Genomic DNA, 18,419 nt, shown 5'->3' on the forward strand with positions numbered 1-18,419 from the left:
ATGAAAAAAATACATATCATATCAATGGCGCTTGTAGCATCTCTTGCTATAACCTCATGTGAAAAAACCTTACAAACAGAGCCGAAAAACTCGATATCTGCCGAAGTAGCCTTAAAAGAGGCGGCGGGTGTAGAGGGATTGGTAAACAGCTGCTACGAATCGCTGCAGAGCGTGAACTATTATGGAAGAAACTTCTTTGTGGTTCCGGAGGTATTGTCTGACAATATGCGTATTGTAAACTCTAACTCAAACCGCTTTGTTAACGAATCAAACAATACCATTGGTTCGACCATCGACCTGTGGTCTTTGGGCTATAGCATCATCAACCGTGCTAACGGTGCCATCAAATATGCGGATCTTGCTAACGGATTAACTGCATTGAGAAAGAAACAACTTACCGGTGAAGCTTTATTTATCCGTGCGTTGGTTTATTTCGATTTGGTAAAATCATACGGCTATAATCCTAAGCAAATCGTTTCTGGACGCAACTTAGGCGTTCCTATTGTGTTGAGCTTCGTTGAGAACTATCCAACAGATATTATTTATCCTAGCCGAAATACAGTAGACGAAGTGTATACCCAAGTGAAGAAAGACTTGGATGCGGCCATTACTTTGCTAGACAATACAGCTGCTCCGAAAAGAGCTAACTTGGCCGCCGCTTATGCATTGAGAGCTCGCGTAGCTTTGTTTAACGGCGATTGGCAAGATGCTGCTACTTTTGCTACATCGGCCTTGGGTGCAGGTGTGGGTACATTTGTTGATGCTGGCGCTGCCGCAACTCCAACTCAGAAATCCGATGCTTATAAAACCATCTGGACTTCGGCCAGCTCTCCAGAATCATTGTTTGAATTGAACTTTGAAGTAACCGAAAGCTTAGGTTCTGACGGATTGAGCTCTATCTACACCAGATCTAATCCAATTACTACTGCAGGCGCTGGTTACGGCGATGCCGCTCCTCAAGCCAACTTGGTGGCCGACTACGCTACAGGAGATGTGAGAAAAGATTTGTTGGTACAATTGGTTAAGGGTTCTGAAACTATTTTATGGAACCAAAAATACCCTGCTGCCAAAGGCCCCCAGATTGACAACATCAAGTTGTTGCGTGTAAGCGAGCTCTACTTGACCCGTGCTGAAGCCAACTTCAGAAACGGAACAGCTATTGGTGCTACGCCACAAGCAGATTTGGATAAAATCAGACTGAGAGCTGGTTTAGCTAGTATCCCGGTAACGCTTGATGCGATTTTGAAGGAAAGACGTGTAGAGCTAGCTTACGAAGGCCAAAGATGGTTTGATTTGTTGAGAACAGGATCTGCTGTAAATAAATCAACAACTACGCTTCCGGCAAATTCAACTCCAAACTCTACAATCGCTGCAACAGATTTTAGGTTGTTGGCCAGAATTCCGCTTACTGAAGTGCAAAATAACCCTAAAATCACACAAAACTTCGGATACTAACAATAAGATTATGAAAACAAAAATATATATATTGCTCATCGCATTAATCAGTGTGTCTTTCACGTCTTGTATGAAAAACAGGGACAACATTTATGAAGGACCTGATGTGGTAGAATTTGTGCCGCTTACCGCTTCTGTTAAAAAGGGAACGGTTGCCACGCCAGGCACCGCTACCGCAGTAGTACAATTGGTGGGTCATCAGCAAGCCGCGGCCACAGAAATCAACTATACGATTTCAGGTACCGGCGTACAAGGAACCGATTACACGCTTAGCGGTACCGCTGGCAAAGTTACCATTCCGGCAAATTCTAGTTCGGCCAATATCGTGATCACTGCAATTCCTGCCAATATCGCAACTGGCACAAGAACAGTGGTTTTAACGCTAACCGGCAATAGCCAAATCGGCGTAAGCCAGAACTATAAAACCTATACCTTAACAATTACCCAATAGCATATTGAAAGGTATTTAGTTAATTAATGAAAGCCCTTAACGTTATGTTAGGGGTTTTTTAATATCTTTAAGTTTAATATCAACCATGAAAAAATTGATCGGCAATAAATTTTGGATCGCTTTGTTAGCTTCTGGCCTGCTAGGTTCAGCTACGCTGAAAGCCCAACAGGTAAACCTTACCGACCTTAAAGGCGAAGTATTGAGGGCAATGGCCTATACCGAAGTAACCGGCTCGCCTTATTATATGGATGCCTGGACAAAAGGCATCATCAGGTTTAAAGACGGTAGAATCGTCAATGGGGCAGACCTTAAATACGATCAGGTTCAGGATCAATTGCTGTTCCTGAATTCAAAGGGCGAGGCCTTGGAGCTGACTGAACCTGTATTGGAGTTTAAATTGGGCTTTAAAGGAATTGACAATGCGAACGACAAATTGTTCAGGTTAGGATTTAAACCAACAGGAAAAAATACCGAAAAATCTTTTTATGAAATATTGTCTGATGGCAATGTTAAGTTTATTAAGAAGACCTTCAAAACCATTTTGGAAAATAAGGAATTTAACTCGGCCACCACGACCAAGAAAATAGTGGATAGAGACGTTTATTATGTAGTAAAGGCCGATAATTTGCCGGTACAGGTAAGCAAGAACGAAAAGTCAATTCTGGCTGCCATTGGCGACAAGAATGCCGAGCTTACGGCTTACATCAAGACCAATAAGCTTAATCTCAAAGAAGATAGCGATATACTCAAGCTATTCGAGTACTATTTCGAAATCAGCAAGTCAAAATCCTAATCAACAAAAATCCCCCGAAAATTTCCGGGGGATTTTTGTTGTGCTTATCGCTTAGGGTGCCAATCGGCTGAGTTGCCACTTGCCATCAATCAGTTCATATTTCAGCCTGTCGTGCAGACGGCTCGAACGGCCTTGCCAAAATTCAATGGCCGTTGGCTTTACTACATAGCCGCCCCAATGTGCCGGTTTGGGTATGGTTTTATCTTCGTACATGGCCGTTAGTTCCTCAACTTTTGATTCGAGTATTTCCCGGTTGGCAATCACCTGGCTTTGGGGCGAGGCAATGGCGCCAATTTGGCTGCCTTGCGGGCGCGAGTGAAAATATTGCTCAGAATTTTCCTTATCCAATTTCTCTACCTTGCCCTCAATACGCACCTGACGCTCCAGTTCGGGCCAAAAGAAAACCAGGCAGGCATAAGGGTTTTTCTTCAGCTCTTTGCCTTTTTGGCTCAGGTAATTGGTATAAAAGTTAAAGCCATTGTGGTCAAACCCCTTTAAAAGTACAATCCTCGCATTAGGTTTGCCGTTTTTGTCGGCTGTAGCCAAAGTCATGACATTGGGTTCGTAAAGCTGTGCCTCCAGGGCATCGCTAAACCATTTTTCGAATTGCTTGATCGGGTTTTTGCTGGCGTCGCTCTCATTCAGCTGGGCAGTGCGGTAATCCTGCCTCAGGTTTTGCAACATTTCTTTTGTAAGCTCCATAGCACAAAAATAGCCTTTAGTTTGTTCAATTTTTGCATCGGAAGATAATATGTGACGAAGATCATGGTTTTTACAGGATTTTGGTAAAATGATAATGGTTTCTTAAATTGACCAAATGTTAAGCAAAACAGCACCTTCGGCAGGAAAACTGTTGATTTCTGAACCTTTTTTGAACGACCCCAACTTTAAGCGCTCGGTGGTATTGCTGGCCGACCACGGAGAGGAGGGAACTCTGGGCTTTATCCTGAACCAGCCAAGCAACCTGATTTTAAAAGACCTGGTGCCAGATTTGTGGGAGGCCGATTATCCGGTATTTATCGGTGGACCTGTTGAGGTAGATACCATCCATTTTATACACCGGTGCTACGACAAAATGGCCAGCGGGGAAGAAATTGCGAAAGGCATATATTGGGGAGGGAATTTCGAAACACTCAAGATACTGGTCAACAGCAACAGCATACAGCCGCACGAAGTGAAATTCTTTTTGGGGTATTCGGGCTGGTCGCCTTTGCAGTTGGACGAAGAAATTGAACAAAATACCTGGATTGTTTCTGAAAAATACCATCGCGATGTGGTTTTTGCACATAATGAAGAAGAACTTTGGCGCGAAGTGATCATCAACCTCGGGCCTAAATATGCCCACATCAGCAATTTTCCAAGTGATCCAAGTTTAAACTAAATTTATTCTATAGTTTTAATTATTTAAAATAAAACGATAAATAATAGTTGTTTTGTTTTAATCTATTTTTATATTTGTTTCGTATTTAAATGTTAATATGAAACTTTCTGAAAATAAAGTCATACAAGCCTTGGATGGCTTGGCCACTTTTGCGCTGATTCTCTATATTGTATTTTTTATCGTGCAGCTTTTTAATTCATCGCCAAAATCCAGTCGTGCCGTCAAGAGCTACAAGGTTTATCAGGTCAAGCTCGAAAGCAAACATAAAGAAACCGATTCTGAAGATTACCTGAAATCGTGGTTCAACGATCAGGTTGTTGTCCAAAACACGAATAGGGGGCTTGTACACCTGAGATTTGTGAGCTATGCCGAGTTATTTTCTTTTCCTTCCATTTTATTTCAGGTGTCGATTTTTGCGTATTGGTTACTGATAGGCGTGGCCATCTTTTTTGCCCAAAGGCTGTTCAGGTCATTTAGAAAAGATGAAGTATTTACCCAACAAAATGCCTGGGCCATCATGGCATCGAGTTTGATTTTAATAAGCCTGCCCATTTCGCGATGGATTAGTCAGGAGTTTTTCTTGAATTGCATTAACGCGTTGCACCTCAACGATTCTAACTATACATTGAGCAACGGCGAGAATTTGCTGACGAGCGAAACCATTATTGGTTTGGCACTGATGGCTTTTTCCTGGGTTTTTAAAATTGGAGTCGACATGAAAAAAGAAAACGAATCATTTGTCTAATTATCGATCATGCCTATAATTATTAATCTTGACGTGATGTTGGCCAAAAGAAAAATGTCCTTAACCGAGCTGTCGGAAAAAGTAGGCCTAACCATTGTAAACCTCTCCATCTTAAAAACCGGAAAGGCAAAGGGAGTTAGATTCGATACTTTGGAGGCAATTTGCAGGGTGTTGGATTGTAAGCCAGGAGATATTATTGATATCGATTAATATTTCTCCATAGATTCGGCGCTTTCTTCTACCTTTTTGCGCAGATCATCCTTGTAGGCCTGCATCTGTTGTGCTAAAGTTTCGTCGGCAGTGGATAGGATTTGAACAGCAAGCAATCCAGCATTTTTGGCAGCATTTAAGGCAACCGTTGCTACAGGTATGCCGTTGGGCATCTGCAGGATAGAAAGGATTGAATCCCAGCCATCAATAGAATTTGATGATTTTACGGGTACGCCAATTACTGGAAGTGTGGTAATAGAAGCTACCATGCCAGGCAGATGGGCTGCGCCGCCGGCACCGGCGATAATAACCTTGAGGCCTCTTTGCGCGGCTTCTTTGGCATAGGTAAACATGCGATCAGGCGTGCGGTGTGCAGAAACCACGGTAATTTCGAAATCAACCCCAAAGTGCTTGCAGATGTCGGCGGCGTCTTGCATGACAGGCAGGTCCGATTTGCTGCCCATGATAATCCCTACTTTTACTGTGTTCATGTTTGTTCTGTTTTTCCTTTATACTTTAATTTTCTTATTGTTTTGCGTTTGGATCAAAGTGTGTACGCTTTACGACACTACTTTTAACGTTTGCTGTACGTATCTTGCCTTTTCAATGGCATGTTCGCGGTTTTGGTCTATGACGGTAACATGGCCCATTTTACGGAATGGCTTGGTGTATTTTTTGCCATATAGATGTACATATACGCCATCTATGGCCATAATTTTCTCCAAGCCATCGTATTTGGCTACGCCTTCGTGGCCCTTTTCGCCCAATAAGTTAATCATAACCGCATTGCTGATGGAGCGGGTATCGCCTAAAGGCAGATTAAAGATAGCCCTTAAGTGTTGCTCAAACTGCGAAACATAATTGCCTTCTATGGTTTGGTGCCCGCTGTTGTGCGGCCTTGGTGCCAATTCGTTGACCAAAATTTCGCCATCTTTGGTTACAAACATCTCTACTGCCAATATCCCTGTAATATTGAGAGCCGATGCAATATTGATGGCAATTTTCTCTGCTTTTTCCAGAATATTTTCTGGATAAGTGGATGGCGAAATCAGAAATTCGACCAAATTGGCTTCGGCATTAAATTCCATTTCTACCAGGGGAAAGGTTTTCATATCGCCGTTGGCATTTCTGGCCACGATTACCGCAATTTCCTTGTCAAAATCTACCAGTTCTTCAATCAATGACGGTGCTTCAAAAGCATTTTCCAAGTCGGCTTGGCTGTTGATTTTCATCACCCCCTTGCCGTCGTAACCGTCTCTGCGCTGCTTCAAAATGTAAGGAAAGCTAAAGTTGCTGTTGCTCATTTCCTCCCGCGAATTAACCAGCTGAAAAGGAGCGGTAGGGATGTCGTTTTCCTTAAAAAACTGCTTTTGTACGCCTTTGTCCTGGATCAAACGGATAACCCGTGATTGCGGATAAACCAGTTTGCCTTCTTTCTCGAGCTGTTCAAGCGCATCGATGTTTACCTTTTCGATTTCAATGGTGATGACATCGGCTTTCTTGCCAAAATTGTAAACGGTGTCGAAGTCGGTAATAGAGCCACATTCAAACTTGTTTGCTATGTTTTTGCAGGGAGCATCGGCATCTGGGTCTAAAACCAAGGTTGCCAAATTGTAATTGATAGCTTCTTGTATCAGCATTCTACCTAACTGCCCGCCGCCCAATATTCCTAATTTCAGCTCGCTTATCTGTTTTGCCATTATCGAAATGTAAATTTATGCTTATTTTGCACAAAAATAACAATATTAACCAATTGATGGATGCAGATGCGATAATTATTGGCGCCGGTGCCTGCGGCTTGATGTGTGCGGTACAGGCTGGTTTTCTGGGCAAGAAAGTGTTATTGCTCGAAAAAAATAGTCAGCCAGGCGCCAAAATACTGATTTCGGGTGGGGGAAGATGCAATTTTACCAACCAGTGGACTACCGAAAACCAGTTTATTACAGCCAATCCGCATTTTCTCAAATCGGCATTTAGCCAATGGACGGTAGAAGATACCATTGGTTTTTTCGAAACCTATGGTATTGTTGGTCAGGAAAAAACTTTGGGCCAGCTTTTTCCCGATGGCAAAAAAGCCAAGGATGTTGTAGCGGTTTTTACATCGCTTTGCGCAGCCATGGAACAGGAAATCAGGTGCAATGCCGAGGTTAAATCCATTGAACAAACCGTTGATGGATTTAAAGTGAGCTATGTCAATGGCGATCAGCTCAAAAGCTGTACAGCTCCTAAAGTGGTAATGGCCAGTGGGGGATTGCCTATCCCGAAAATGGGTGCTACTGATTTTGCCCTGCGTTTTGCCAAAAACAACGGACTGGCCATCATCGAAACCGCACCGGCATTGGTACCCTTAACCATTACCGGCAAGGACGAGGATTGGTATGCGCAACTTTCGGGTAATTCGGTGTTTTGCGAAGTCAGCAACGACCGGATGGCCTTCGAAGAAAACATCTTGTTTACACATTGGGGATTAAGCGGGCCGGCTATTCTGCAGATTTCGAGCTACTGGCGACGAGGCGAAAGCCTCAATATCGATTTGTTGCCTCGCGAAGATATATTGGACTTGATTGAAGAGGAGCGGAAAAGCAATGGTAAAACCTTGCTTTCTACTTTGCTGAACCGTTTTTATGCCAAGAAATTTACCGATGCTCTAGGCAAGTTCCTGCCTTTGGGCAAGCCGGTGGCCGATTTGAGCAAGGGGGAAATGGAAAGCATCAAACAAACCATTCACCAGTTTAAGGTAAAACCCGCCGGCGATAAAGGCTATGACAAGGCCGAGGTGATGCGTGGTGGGATTGATACCAATGAACTTTCTTCTAAAACGCTCGAGTGCAAAAAAATACCAGGCCTTTATTTTGGTGGCGAATGCGTAGACGTAACCGGTTGGCTGGGAGGCTATAACTTTCAGTGGGCCTGGGCCAGTGGCTTTGTGATTGCACAAAATATTTAAGGAAGTTTTTGTCTTGCTGTTTAAGGTTTAATAGGTTCTGGCTATATTTTTAATTGAACTCAGCAAACTCCTTAATCACTCGATTTCTGGTTTCCAACAAATCAATCATGTATTTTTTGAGCACCAGATTATTAAATATTTTCCCTAAAACCCCATAAGGCACACCATAGCAAAATACATCTTTCATAACGCATACACCATCTTTCTCTTCAAAAAAATGGTCATGCTTCATGTAGGTAAAAGCGCCTTTTAGCATGCAATCCTGGAAGTGGAAAGGGGCATTAAATTGGGTTATTTTAGAGCTTAGGGTTTGATAGATGCCGAAATGTTTTGCGCGCCAAGTTACCTCGTCGCCAAGCTCGCATAAGCCACCTGTTCTTCCTGCAACTGCCTTTTCATTGGTTTTTGCCGTAGATAATTGATGGATGTCAACGCTTCGCGCGCAATCGAATACTACCTGTAGAGGAGCATTGATCGAAGTGCTAAGTATAATTTCAGTAACTTTTTTCATTCAGTGCAAGATATAAACAGCCACAAGATCAACGATTGTTTCTAATCTGTTGATCTTGTGGCTGTATTTAAACTGCTCCAGAGAAAGCATGCCCACATCTTAGATTAGAACATTAATCGCAGTGCGGTACGGTAAAAGTCCAGGTGTCAGACGCTTTGTAAGGAATAGAAAACGCTACGCCTTTATCCAGTTCGAACCATAGTTTGGAGCGTACTTTTTCCCTGCTTCCGGTTTCGTTCATGGTCATGCTGTCGTACAAACGGCCGTTAACCATCACGTATTTTATTTTTTCAGAGTTCCTGATGTCGTCTAACGGATTGGAATCCATCACGATCAAATCGGCCAGTTTGCCTACTTCCAACGAACCTATTTCCTTGTTCATGCCTAAATAGGAAGCGCCGTTTAGTGTAGCGCAGCGAATAGCCTGCAATGGGCTCATGCCTCCCTGTACCAGCATCCACAGTTCCCAATGTGCACCCAAGCCTTGGATTTGGCCATGTGCCCCCAGGTTAACCTTGGTGCCGCCATCAGCAATTTGTTTCACCGCTTTCGATACTTCAATATGTCCGTAATCTCCGTATTCTGATGTGGTCCTTCTTCTCGAGCGGGCATCGATAATGGCACGTGGTGTAAAATTAAGCAGTCTTTCGTTTTCCCAAACATTGGTTCTGTCGTACCAATAGTTTTCGCCCCATTGGCCACCATAAGCTACAATGAGCGTAGGGGTGTAGGCTACGTTGGTATTGTTCCAAAACGAAACTACGTCTTTATAAACCGGAGCTACCGGAATACTGTGTTCTATACCGGTATGGCCATCGCCAATCATGTTCATATTGGTAAAGAACGTAGAACCGCCCTCGGGTACCACTTCCATTTTTAACTGGCGCGCGGCTTCTAAAATCTGCTGACGTTGCTCTCTTCTGGGCTGGTTGTACGATTTTACCGAAAAAGCGCCAACGGCCTTCAGCCTTCTCAGGTGCGCCAAGGCATCGTCCAAACTGTTGATCACTACTTTGAAATCGCCTTCGGCACCATACAGGATCGAGCCTGTAGAGTATAGGCGCGGACCAATCATGCGGCCGGCTTTTAGCATTTCGCTTTGGCTAAAAACCATTTCAGTATTGCTTGATGGGTCGTGCGAGGTGGTTACGCCAAAGGCGAGGTTGGCCAAGTAAGACCAGTCTTGTTGCGGACTAATACCATCGGGACTGGTGCGCAGGTGGGCATGCACATCGATCATTCCTGGCATAATGGTTTTGCCTGTTACATCAACCACTTTGGCATTGGCTGGCACATTTACATCGGCCATTTTGCCAATGGCTACAATTTTGTTGTTTTCGAGCAGGATGGTGCCTTCTTCAATCACTTCGTCGCCTTTCATGGTAATGATACGAGCACCTTTTAAAGCCAAACTTCCCGTTGGTATGTCGGTTTTCAACCTTAATCCAATTGAAATTCCGACGGTATCGAGCGCTGGCAGTGTTTGCGGTGCGCCTTCTACAAAAGTGAAAGCATTCTTGATTTCACGGCTGTAATATTGTTCGCCTAATGTCCAAAAAAGCTTTTTGCTATCGGCACTCCAATGCAGGTAAGTGCCTGCATCTTTGGTTACGCGGGTTAAAGGAATGGTTTTGTTGCTAGCCGATAGGTCTAAAGCCGACCCGGTAGTCACCATTGGCGTAATGTAGGCATTGAAAAGCTCTGTAAAGGCCATCCATTTGCCATCCGGACTTGGTGCAAACTGCGTTGCATATTGCGAGGTGTAATGTGTTCTTTCATTGCCACCATTCAAATCCATGCTTTTGAAGGCTTTTTTGCCGGCCTCGTAACCTTGAAAATAAATCCGGCTATCGTCGCTGCTGAACATGGGTTTGATGCCGTTTTCGCTGATCAGGGTCTTGGGTCCGCCATTGGCCGACATGATAAAAATCCCGGTGTTCTTGCCATAAGTAAGCCCCAGGGTTTCATTGCCCACGCCTTTTCTAAAAACAATTTTGTCGCCTTTGTTGGCGTAAGATGGCGAGTAATAATAGCCTTTCTCGTCGGTTAGAGAAACGGTTTTGCCTGTTTTGAGGTCGGTACGCTTAATGGCGCCCTTAAATTCGTCGCTCCAGGTGGTATAAATCACAAACTTGCCGTCGGGGCTAAATTCCGGTTCAAATTCGAAGTCGATGCCGTTGGTTAGTCGTTCTGGTGCACCATTTGGCAGTTCTTTTTTATACAGATAGCCAGCCGCATTGAATACCACCATTTTGCCATCGGGCGAAGTAGTGAGCTGCCGGATCATTTTTGAGGTAAATTCTGGCGAAAAAACCTGGTTTTCGAAGTGCAGTGATTCTTGTACGGTTTGGTTGCTGTTTACCTCAAACGGAATATCGCTTACGTATAAATTGCTCAGGTCTATCTGTTTGATTTTTCCTTTGGCATAAAAAACAAGGCGTTTTGCATCTGGGGTCCAGGCAAAGTTGGGGTAAACGCCAAAAATAGCCCAGGTTTCCTGCTGGTCGTGCGTTAAGTCTTCATATAAAGGCCATTCTTCGCCAGTTTTGATGTTTTGGATATAAAGCACCGACTTCAGTCGAACCCGTTTTACATAGGCCATCAGTTTGCCATCGGGCGAGATCTGCGGACGTGCCGAGCCTCCCTGTTCGGCAATGAGGTTGCTGAGCTTGCCCGTGCTCATGTCCAGCTGCCTAATGGCATAAATCAAGCCATTAGGGTCTTTGCTGTATTCAAAATTTGGTCCGGGCGATACATCTTCGCTAAAATAAAGATAGCGACCATCGGGCGAAACATTAGGCTCGCCGGCATCCTGCTGGTCGTTTTTTCTTTTGGTGAGCTGAATGCCGTCGCCACCATAAATGCTGTACATCCACATTTCGCCAGCTCCTAGGGAGCGTGTTCCGGTAAAATGCTTGCGGGCAATGAGGTATTCGCTATTAGGCATCCAAGTGGCGTTGTTCAGCAACCTGAATGTTTCTTTGGTTAGCTGCTTTTTGTTGCTGCCATCACGATCCATGATCCAAATGTTATCGCCACCGCTTTTATCGCTGGTATACGAAATGTATTTGCCGTTAGGACTGAACCTTGGCTGTACATCCCAGGCAATGCCACCGCTCAACAACTTAGCGGGACCACCGGTAATGGGAATGGTGTAGATATCGCCTAAGAGGTCGAAAACGATTTCTTTGCCATCAGGACTTACATCCAGGTTCATCCAGGTGCCTTCGTTGGTATTGATACTGAAGCTTTTGGTTTGTCCCTTGTATTTTTCTACGTCCCATTTGGCCGTTTCTTTCTTATCTTGTGCTATTAATGAAGTTGTAGCGAAAAGGCAGCTTAAAAAGAGTAAGGATTTTCTCATCGGATCAGATTGCTAATAATTGAACGCGCAATTTAATAATATCAGTCCGTTTTTATAGTTTTGAAAACACCTTTTTATGATAGAAGCGGAGATATTAAAGAAATATTGGGGTTTTGATGCCTTTCGTCCACTCCAATACGAAATCATCCAATCAGTTTTAAGCCAGCAAGATACCTTGGCCCTGTTGCCAACGGGTGGGGGCAAATCTATATGCTTTCAGGTGCCGGCCATGGCTATGGAGGGAATATGCATTGTGGTTTCGCCTTTGGTGGCCCTGATGAAAGACCAGGTAGAAAACCTCAAGGCCAAAGGCATCCAGGCCATTGCCATTTATGCAGGCATGGGCAAACGCGAAATCGATATGCTGCTGGACAACTGCATTTTCGGACCGATTAAATTCCTCTATCTCTCGCCCGAACGCCTGCTGTCGCAAATTGTACGCGACCGTATTGCCTACATGAACGTAAACCTGATTGCCATAGACGAGGCACATTGTATTTCGCAATGGGGCTACGATTTTAGGCCTTCCTACATGCAATTGGCTAAGTTGCGCGAAATCCATCCTGATAAGCCCATACTGGCACTTACCGCCACTGCAACGCCTTTGGTAAGGGAAGACATTGTACAAAAACTGGAATTAAAAAATCCGCAGGTTTTTGTGAAGAGTTTTGCACGCAGCAACCTGAGTTATGTGGTTTTTGATGTTGACGACAAGCATAAAAAACTGTTGGAGATTATAAAGAATGTAAAAGGTTCGGGCTTGGTTTATGTGCGCAACCGCAGGGAAACCACCGAAGTTGCCCTTTTTTTGCAACGTAATGGCGTAACAGCCGATTTTTACCATGCAGGTGTAGAAAGAGACCTGCGCTTTAAAAAACAGGATGATTGGAAAAAGGGCCAAATCAGGGTGATGGTAGCTACCAATGCTTTTGGGATGGGGGTAGATAAGGCCAATGTGCGTTTTGTGGTGCATTTAGATCTGCCCGATAGTTTGGAAGCTTACTATCAGGAAGCTGGCCGGGCTGGTCGCGATGAGCAAAGAGCCTATGCCGTGTTGCTGGCCAATCAATCAGACCAGCTGATGTTAAAGGCCAAATATGCCGAATCTTACCCAACGGTAGCAGAAATCAAAAAAGTTTACCATTATTTGGGCAGCTATTACCAGTTGGCATTTGGGGCAGGCGAGGGGCTGAGCTTTGGCTTCGACGTGGCCGATTTTTGCCGTAAATTCAGCCTCAATGTGATCAATACCTTGGCGGCATTAAAATTTTTGGAGCACGACGGCTATATTGCTGTTTCCGAAAACGTATACCTGCAGTCGCGTTTGATGTTTACGGCAAGCCATGAAGACGTTTATCGTTTCCAGATCGAAAATTCGGGTTACGATTCTTTTATCAAAACCATCCAGCGTTCGTACGGCGGTGCATTCGATAACTATGTGAAGATTAAGGAATCGGATTTGTCTAACCGTTTAAAAATATCTTTCAACGATGTAGTGAAGCACTTGGAGCGCCTGCAACAATTAGAAATTATATCGTATCTGCCGCAAACAGACCAGCCACAGCTGCAATTTATTTTGCCAAGGGCCGATCAGTACCACCTAACGGTTGATGTAAAGTATATTAAGCAACGCCAGCAGCTGCAAATGGAGCAAATTAATGCGGTGCTGGCCTATGCTATTACCCAAACCTGCCGAAGCCAGCAACTGTTGCATTACTTTGGCGAGACCAATGCCGAAAAATGTGGGTTTTGCGACATCTGCCTGGCCGAAAGGAAACGCGAAGAAGCGGCGCAACTGAACGACCAGATTGATTTTGAAATTGTTACGCTGTTGCAGGTCGAATCGTACAGCCTCGACGAGTTGGTGCAGGAAGTAAAAACGGGGACGCCCACAGCGCGCATAGATCGCATCAGGGAACTGCTCGATGCCGGCAAAATTAAGGGCGATGGCAGGAAGTATTACCTGTGAGGTGTTTACAGTTGGGTCAACTTATGGCTAACGAAGCATTGACCTGATGAACAAATAATATTTTTTATTACTTTTAGCGCTAATTATGCAAGCAAAAAACGATAAGAAAGTTATCCGCTCTTGGGCCTTTTTCGATTGGGCCAACTCTGCTTATAACTTGGTCATTACCTCTACCATTTTCCCGGCCTATTACACGGTGATCACTTCCGATAAAAATAACGACACGATAGATTATGTCACATTTTTCGGAAAACGGTTTGTAAACTCTGCCCTGTACAGCTATGCCATGGCTTTTGCCTTTCTGGTCATCGCGATCCTTTCGCCAATTCTTTCTTCTATCGCCGATACCCGGGGCAACAAGAAAATATTTATGCAGCTGTTTACCTACTTGGGAGGCTTGGCTTGTTGCGGCTTGTTCTTCTTCGAAATCAACAAGGAAACCGGTGTCAATACGCTCAATTTTAGCGTAATCATGTTTGTGCTGGCGGCCATTGGCTTTTGGGGCAGTTTGGTGTTTTACAATTCCTATTTGCCAGAAATTGCGTCGGTTGACCAGCAGGACAGCGTAAGTGCCAAAGGTTTTACCTATGGCTATATCGGCAGTATCATTTTACAGGTTATTTGTTTCGTTTTTGTTTTCAAGCCGGGCTGGTTTGGTATCGTTGATGCTTCTATTCCGGCACGGCTGTCGTTTTTAATGGTGGGAATCTGGTGGATGCTCTTTGCACAGATTCCATTTAGCAAATTGCCAAAGGGAAGCCCGAATTTTAAAGCAGAGAAACAGAATGTAATGACCAGTGGCTTTAAAGAATTGAAAAAAGTATGGGGTCAGGTAAAACAGATGGCCTATTTAAAGCGCTTTTTGTTTTCATTCTTTTTTTATTCGATGGGCGTGCAGACCGTAATGCTGGTAGCCACCATTTTTGGCGAAAAAGAACTCCACCTGCCCACCTCAAAGCTCATTGCCACCATCTTGATCCTGCAATTGGTTGCCATTCCGGGTGCCATGCTCATGTCGTATCTCTCTACTAGAAAATTTGGCAACGTCAATGTATTGATTGGCGTGGTAGTTATCTGGATCGGCTCGTGCATAGCGGCCTATTTTATCCATACCGAAATCCAGTTCTACGCATTGGCAGCGGTTATTGGATTGATCATGGGTGGCATACAATCGCTCTCGCGTTCTACCTACTCTAAATTCCTGCCCCAAGAGAGCCCTGATCATACTTCTTTTTTCAGTTTTTACGATGTAACCGAAAAGGTGGCCTTGGTATTCGGCATGTTCAGTTTTGGCTATATTGAAGAGGCAAGCGGCAGCATGAGAAATTCTGTTATCGCTTTAACCGTATTTTTTATTTTAGGATTGCTATTTTTGCTTTCCTTAAAAAGAGTAGAACCGAAATCTGTAGCTGCAGTTGAGTAGGGAATTTGTCACATCAACTACCTAAATGAAGATAGAGCTATTTATACCGTGTTTTGTTGATCAATTATATCCCGAAACTGCCTTTAATACTGTTAAAATATTAGAAAAAGCCGGCTGTGAAGTATCCTACAATACCAAACAGACCTGCTGTGGCCAACCCGCCTATAATGCCGGCTATTGGGAGCAGGCCAAAGAAATCGGCAATAAGTTTTTGAACGATTTTTCCGAAACCAATTACATCGTGGCGCCATCGGCCTCCTGTGTAGGCATGGTTAAGAACGGCTTTAACGACTTGTTTACCAATACCATGGTGCACAACAAATGCCGCAACATGCAGTCGAATATTTTCGAGCTGTCTGATTTTCTGATTAATGTGCTTAAACGCGATTATTTTGGAGCCGAACTGGAAGGCAGGGCCGTTTACCACGATTCGTGCAGCGGCCTGCGCGAGTGCAAGATCAAAGCAGAACCAAGACAGCTTTTGGCTAAAGTCCATGGCCTCGAAATGCTCGAAATGAAAGATACCGACATGTGCTGTGGCTTTGGCGGTACCTTTGCTGTTAAGTTCGATGCCATTTCATCGGCTATGGCCGAGCAAAAGGTAAACAATGCGCTCGAAATGGAAGCCGACTACATCATTTCTACCGACCTGTCGTGCCTGATGCACTTGGATGGCTATATCCAGAAAAACAACATTTCACTAAAAACGATGCACATTGCCGATGTACTGGCCAATGGCTGGCTGGATTATTAGTTTAATTGTGCTGTCCGATACTGCGCTGCGTCTTTCGCAGCGATAGATTCTCAAATCCTTTGGTCTTTAGGCTTCGGACTTGTAACAGAGATGTTTTAAAGAAATTAACTTTTTTTAACACTATTTGTCTAAAAACAACGATAAATTTGTAGTATAAATAAGAGCAAAAAATATATTAAATGAAAAAGATTCTGATTGCCTTTGTTGGCTTGTTTACCCTTGCTTTAACAGCTCAGGCACAAAAAAAATCTGGTGCGATACAGTTTGAAACCACTTTAGATCCTGCGGCTATGGCTTCGGCCAATGGCATCCAATTAAGTGAGGAAATGAAGGCGCGTATGCCCAAAGCAGTAAAAACCAATTTCGAACTGCTGTTTACGGCAACCAATGCCAGCTATATGCCTGTTGAAGATACCGAAGACAGCAACGGTGGCGGAGGCGGTGGTGGCATGGGCCGTATGATGATGCGTTTTGGTGGCGCCGGTGGCGCAAGAGAATACTATTACACTTTTGCCGATCAAAAACTGACCGAAGTTTTCGATTTGCAGGATACAACCTACGCCATGCCTAGCAAACTAACTGTAGCTTTGGGCAACCAAAACTTTAACATGGGCAACAGGCAAAACAATAATGCCAATGGTACAGCTAGCAGTAGCGCCGTACAGTTTTTGCCGGTTCCTCCAACGCAGGAAATCGTTAAAAGCGACGAAACCAAAAAGATTTTGGGCTTCAACTGCAACAAGGTTATCGTAAAAACAATCCGTAAAGCTAAAGTGCTCGACGTAGAAAGAGACATTGTTGACGAAACCGCTCTATGGTATACCAACGAGCTTGGTTTTAATTTCTCGCCAAACCCTAATTTATGGACAGAAGGTGCGGTACTAGCCATCGAAAATAAAGGCAACAGCACCTTGGCCAAAAGCATTGAATACAGAGGCGTAAGCAATAAGGATGTTACGGCTCCTAAAAAAGCATTGCCGATTACTGCCGAACAGTATAAGGCAAAAATGGAAGCCATGATGAAAAGGTTTAGCGGTGGTCAAGGCCGTCAAGGCGGCGCGGCACCAGCTGGGCAAGTTAGAAACATCGTAATTAACTAGACTTTACTTCCTATATAAATAGTTTTGAGCCTCCGGATTTTTCTGGAGGCTTTTTTGTTTTAGGGAACCCATCAATTATTTTACGTGCAAAAAAGCTTGCTAATGCCTCTTTTTTTTGAAGCTAGGGGACAAATGGTTATTATTGGGTGCACATTTACCCATGAAACCTAATGACTAGCTTAAACAACCCGCCCGAACTCTTAAAAACAAAACAACATTTTCAGATTTTAGACGGCCTAAGGGGAATAGCCGCCGTAGCAGTGGTGATTTTTCACTTTATGGAGATTGCCATTACCGATTACAGCCAGAATTTTATCGGCCACGGCTATCTCGCTGTCGATTTCTTCTTCTGCCTTTCCGGCTTCGTTATCGCCTATGCCTATGACAACCGGGCCGAACAACTGGGCTTTAAGCAATTTTTTAAACTGAGGCTCATCCGTTTGCATCCTTTGGTTGTTATAGGTTCGATATTGGGCTTGCTGACCTTTCTTTTCGATCCTTTTAGCGATTTGTTTGGCGTTTATGGATTGGGCAAAACTCTATTATTGTTTTTAGCTTCTGTTTTTCTCATTCCTTATCCGATTGTGAAGGAGCGCTATTTCAACTTGTTTAACCTCAATGCACCAGCTTGGTCGCTTTTTTGGGAATATATTGCCAATATCCTCTATATTTTTGTGCTGTATAGGCTAAAGAACAAATCATTGATGGTACTTACGGTTTTGGCAGCGGTGGTAATCTGTTACGTAGCCAGCAAATCGGGAAATATAGCCGGAGGTTGGGGCGGACCAAATTTTGCCGATGGCGGTGCCAGGGTTTTCTTTTCCTTTTTAATGGGGATGCTCATTTACAGGTGCAACTGGATAATCAAAAACAAATTGGGCTTTGTAAGCATCGGCTTGATGCTGGTGCTCAGTTTCCTGTTCCCTTATTCCGACAAGTACAATTGGGTAGTAGAGCCTGTTATCGTGCTTTTGTACTTTCCGTTGCTGGTGTCGTTGGGCGCCGGAGCAACTTTGGCCGATCGCTTCAAAAAAATCTGCAGGTTTTCTGGAGAGATTTCCTACCCGCTTTACATGACGCATTACCCTTTTGTATGGATATTTTTAACCTACGTGGCGACAGTAAAGCCCAGCATGTCGCTATTGTCGGTGGTAATTCCGGTTTCGGTGGTTCTTTTAATCGTAATTGCCTACTTGATTATGGTTTATATAGACGAGCCGTTGCGCAATTATTTCAAGAAAAGAATGGTCAATGCCCAAAGCCATAGCGGCATCCAGCGGGCTGAACGATAGGGCTACAACCGAATTTATTTCAGA

General features: G+C 44.0%; 17 protein-coding genes. 12 read left to right on the plus strand and 5 right to left on the minus strand.

All coding sequences use genetic code 11. From position 1 onward, the window contains the following. From AC6H1S_RS08425 to AC6H1S_RS08435, 3 genes are all read left to right on the plus strand, one after another. On the plus strand, positions 1-1,455 hold the full coding sequence (locus AC6H1S_RS08425) for a RagB/SusD family nutrient uptake outer membrane protein (protein ID WP_497565875.1): 1,455 nt from the start codon (positions 1-3) through the stop codon (positions 1,453-1,455). A gap of 10 nt (positions 1,456-1,465) precedes the next feature. Then, complete coding sequence (locus tag AC6H1S_RS08430; protein ID WP_497565876.1) at positions 1,466-1,906, plus strand: hypothetical protein; 441 nt, start codon at positions 1,466-1,468, stop codon at positions 1,904-1,906. A gap of 85 nt (positions 1,907-1,991) precedes the next feature. Next, entirely contained in the window at positions 1,992-2,699 is a 708-nt protein-coding gene (locus AC6H1S_RS08435; protein ID WP_497565877.1) for a hypothetical protein, read from the plus strand. Positions 2,700-2,750: 51 nt separating this feature from the next. On the opposite strand, the gene pdxH is transcribed toward AC6H1S_RS08435, so the two are convergent. Further along, entirely contained in the window at positions 2,751-3,401 is a 651-nt protein-coding gene (gene pdxH / locus AC6H1S_RS08440) for a pyridoxamine 5'-phosphate oxidase (RefSeq protein WP_199141199.1), read from the minus strand. A gap of 115 nt (positions 3,402-3,516) precedes the next feature. On the opposite strand from pdxH, the gene AC6H1S_RS08445 reads away from it, so the two are divergent. The 3 genes from AC6H1S_RS08445 (at position 3,517) to AC6H1S_RS08455 (ending at position 5,035) form a co-directional block, all read left to right on the plus strand. Beyond that, positions 3,517-4,080, plus strand: coding sequence for a YqgE/AlgH family protein (locus AC6H1S_RS08445; RefSeq protein ID WP_199141198.1), 564 nt, complete (start codon positions 3,517-3,519; stop codon positions 4,078-4,080). Between the two features lie 97 nt (positions 4,081-4,177). Further along, positions 4,178-4,825, plus strand: a complete 648-nt coding sequence (locus AC6H1S_RS08450) for a DUF2975 domain-containing protein (RefSeq protein WP_497565878.1) — start codon at positions 4,178-4,180, stop codon at positions 4,823-4,825. A 9-nt stretch (positions 4,826-4,834) separates the two neighbouring features. Continuing rightward, positions 4,835-5,035 (plus strand): helix-turn-helix domain-containing protein, encoded by a 201-nt coding sequence (locus AC6H1S_RS08455; protein ID WP_199141196.1) that lies wholly within the window; start codon positions 4,835-4,837, stop codon positions 5,033-5,035. On the opposite strand, the gene purE is transcribed toward AC6H1S_RS08455, so the two are convergent. Both purE and AC6H1S_RS08465 read right to left on the minus strand, forming a co-directional pair. Then, a complete protein-coding gene (gene purE / locus AC6H1S_RS08460; protein WP_497565879.1) occupies positions 5,032-5,526 on the minus strand; it encodes a 5-(carboxyamino)imidazole ribonucleotide mutase in 495 nt (164 codons plus the stop codon). The genes AC6H1S_RS08455 and purE overlap by 4 nt on opposite strands. A gap of 69 nt (positions 5,527-5,595) precedes the next feature. After that, complete coding sequence (locus tag AC6H1S_RS08465) at positions 5,596-6,735, minus strand: 5-(carboxyamino)imidazole ribonucleotide synthase (protein WP_199141194.1); 1,140 nt, start codon at positions 6,733-6,735, stop codon at positions 5,596-5,598. 17 nt (positions 6,736-6,752) lie between these two features. On the opposite strand from AC6H1S_RS08465, the gene AC6H1S_RS08470 reads away from it, so the two are divergent. Beyond that, positions 6,753-7,982 (plus strand): BaiN/RdsA family NAD(P)/FAD-dependent oxidoreductase, encoded by a 1,230-nt coding sequence (locus tag AC6H1S_RS08470; RefSeq protein ID WP_497565880.1) that lies wholly within the window; start codon positions 6,753-6,755, stop codon positions 7,980-7,982. A 49-nt stretch (positions 7,983-8,031) separates the two neighbouring features. On the opposite strand, the gene AC6H1S_RS08475 is transcribed toward AC6H1S_RS08470, so the two are convergent. Together AC6H1S_RS08475 and AC6H1S_RS08480 are read right to left on the minus strand one after the other, a co-directional pair. After that, positions 8,032-8,493 (minus strand): SRPBCC family protein, encoded by a 462-nt coding sequence (locus AC6H1S_RS08475; protein ID WP_497565881.1) that lies wholly within the window; start codon positions 8,491-8,493, stop codon positions 8,032-8,034. Between the two features lie 112 nt (positions 8,494-8,605). Continuing rightward, on the minus strand, positions 8,606-11,857 hold the full coding sequence (locus AC6H1S_RS08480; RefSeq protein WP_497565882.1) for an amidohydrolase family protein: 3,252 nt from the start codon (positions 11,855-11,857) through the stop codon (positions 8,606-8,608). A gap of 76 nt (positions 11,858-11,933) precedes the next feature. On the opposite strand from AC6H1S_RS08480, the gene AC6H1S_RS08485 reads away from it, so the two are divergent. The 5 genes from AC6H1S_RS08485 (at position 11,934) to AC6H1S_RS08505 (ending at position 18,395) form a co-directional block, all read left to right on the plus strand. Continuing rightward, positions 11,934-13,826, plus strand: a complete 1,893-nt coding sequence (locus AC6H1S_RS08485) for a RecQ family ATP-dependent DNA helicase (protein WP_497565883.1) — start codon at positions 11,934-11,936, stop codon at positions 13,824-13,826. Positions 13,827-13,911: 85 nt separating this feature from the next. After that, positions 13,912-15,249, plus strand: a complete 1,338-nt coding sequence (locus tag AC6H1S_RS08490) for an MFS transporter (RefSeq protein ID WP_199141190.1) — start codon at positions 13,912-13,914, stop codon at positions 15,247-15,249. Between the two features lie 25 nt (positions 15,250-15,274). Then, positions 15,275-16,003, plus strand: coding sequence for a (Fe-S)-binding protein (locus AC6H1S_RS08495; RefSeq protein WP_497565884.1), 729 nt, complete (start codon positions 15,275-15,277; stop codon positions 16,001-16,003). Positions 16,004-16,182: 179 nt separating this feature from the next. Then, positions 16,183-17,103, plus strand: a complete 921-nt coding sequence (locus tag AC6H1S_RS08500) for a hypothetical protein (RefSeq protein WP_199141188.1) — start codon at positions 16,183-16,185, stop codon at positions 17,101-17,103. Between the two features lie 170 nt (positions 17,104-17,273). Continuing rightward, complete coding sequence (locus tag AC6H1S_RS08505) at positions 17,274-18,395, plus strand: acyltransferase family protein (protein WP_497565885.1); 1,122 nt, start codon at positions 17,274-17,276, stop codon at positions 18,393-18,395. Positions 18,396-18,419 lie beyond the last annotated feature (24 nt).

The sequence above is a fragment of the Pedobacter sp. TM02 genome (assembly GCF_059705275.1).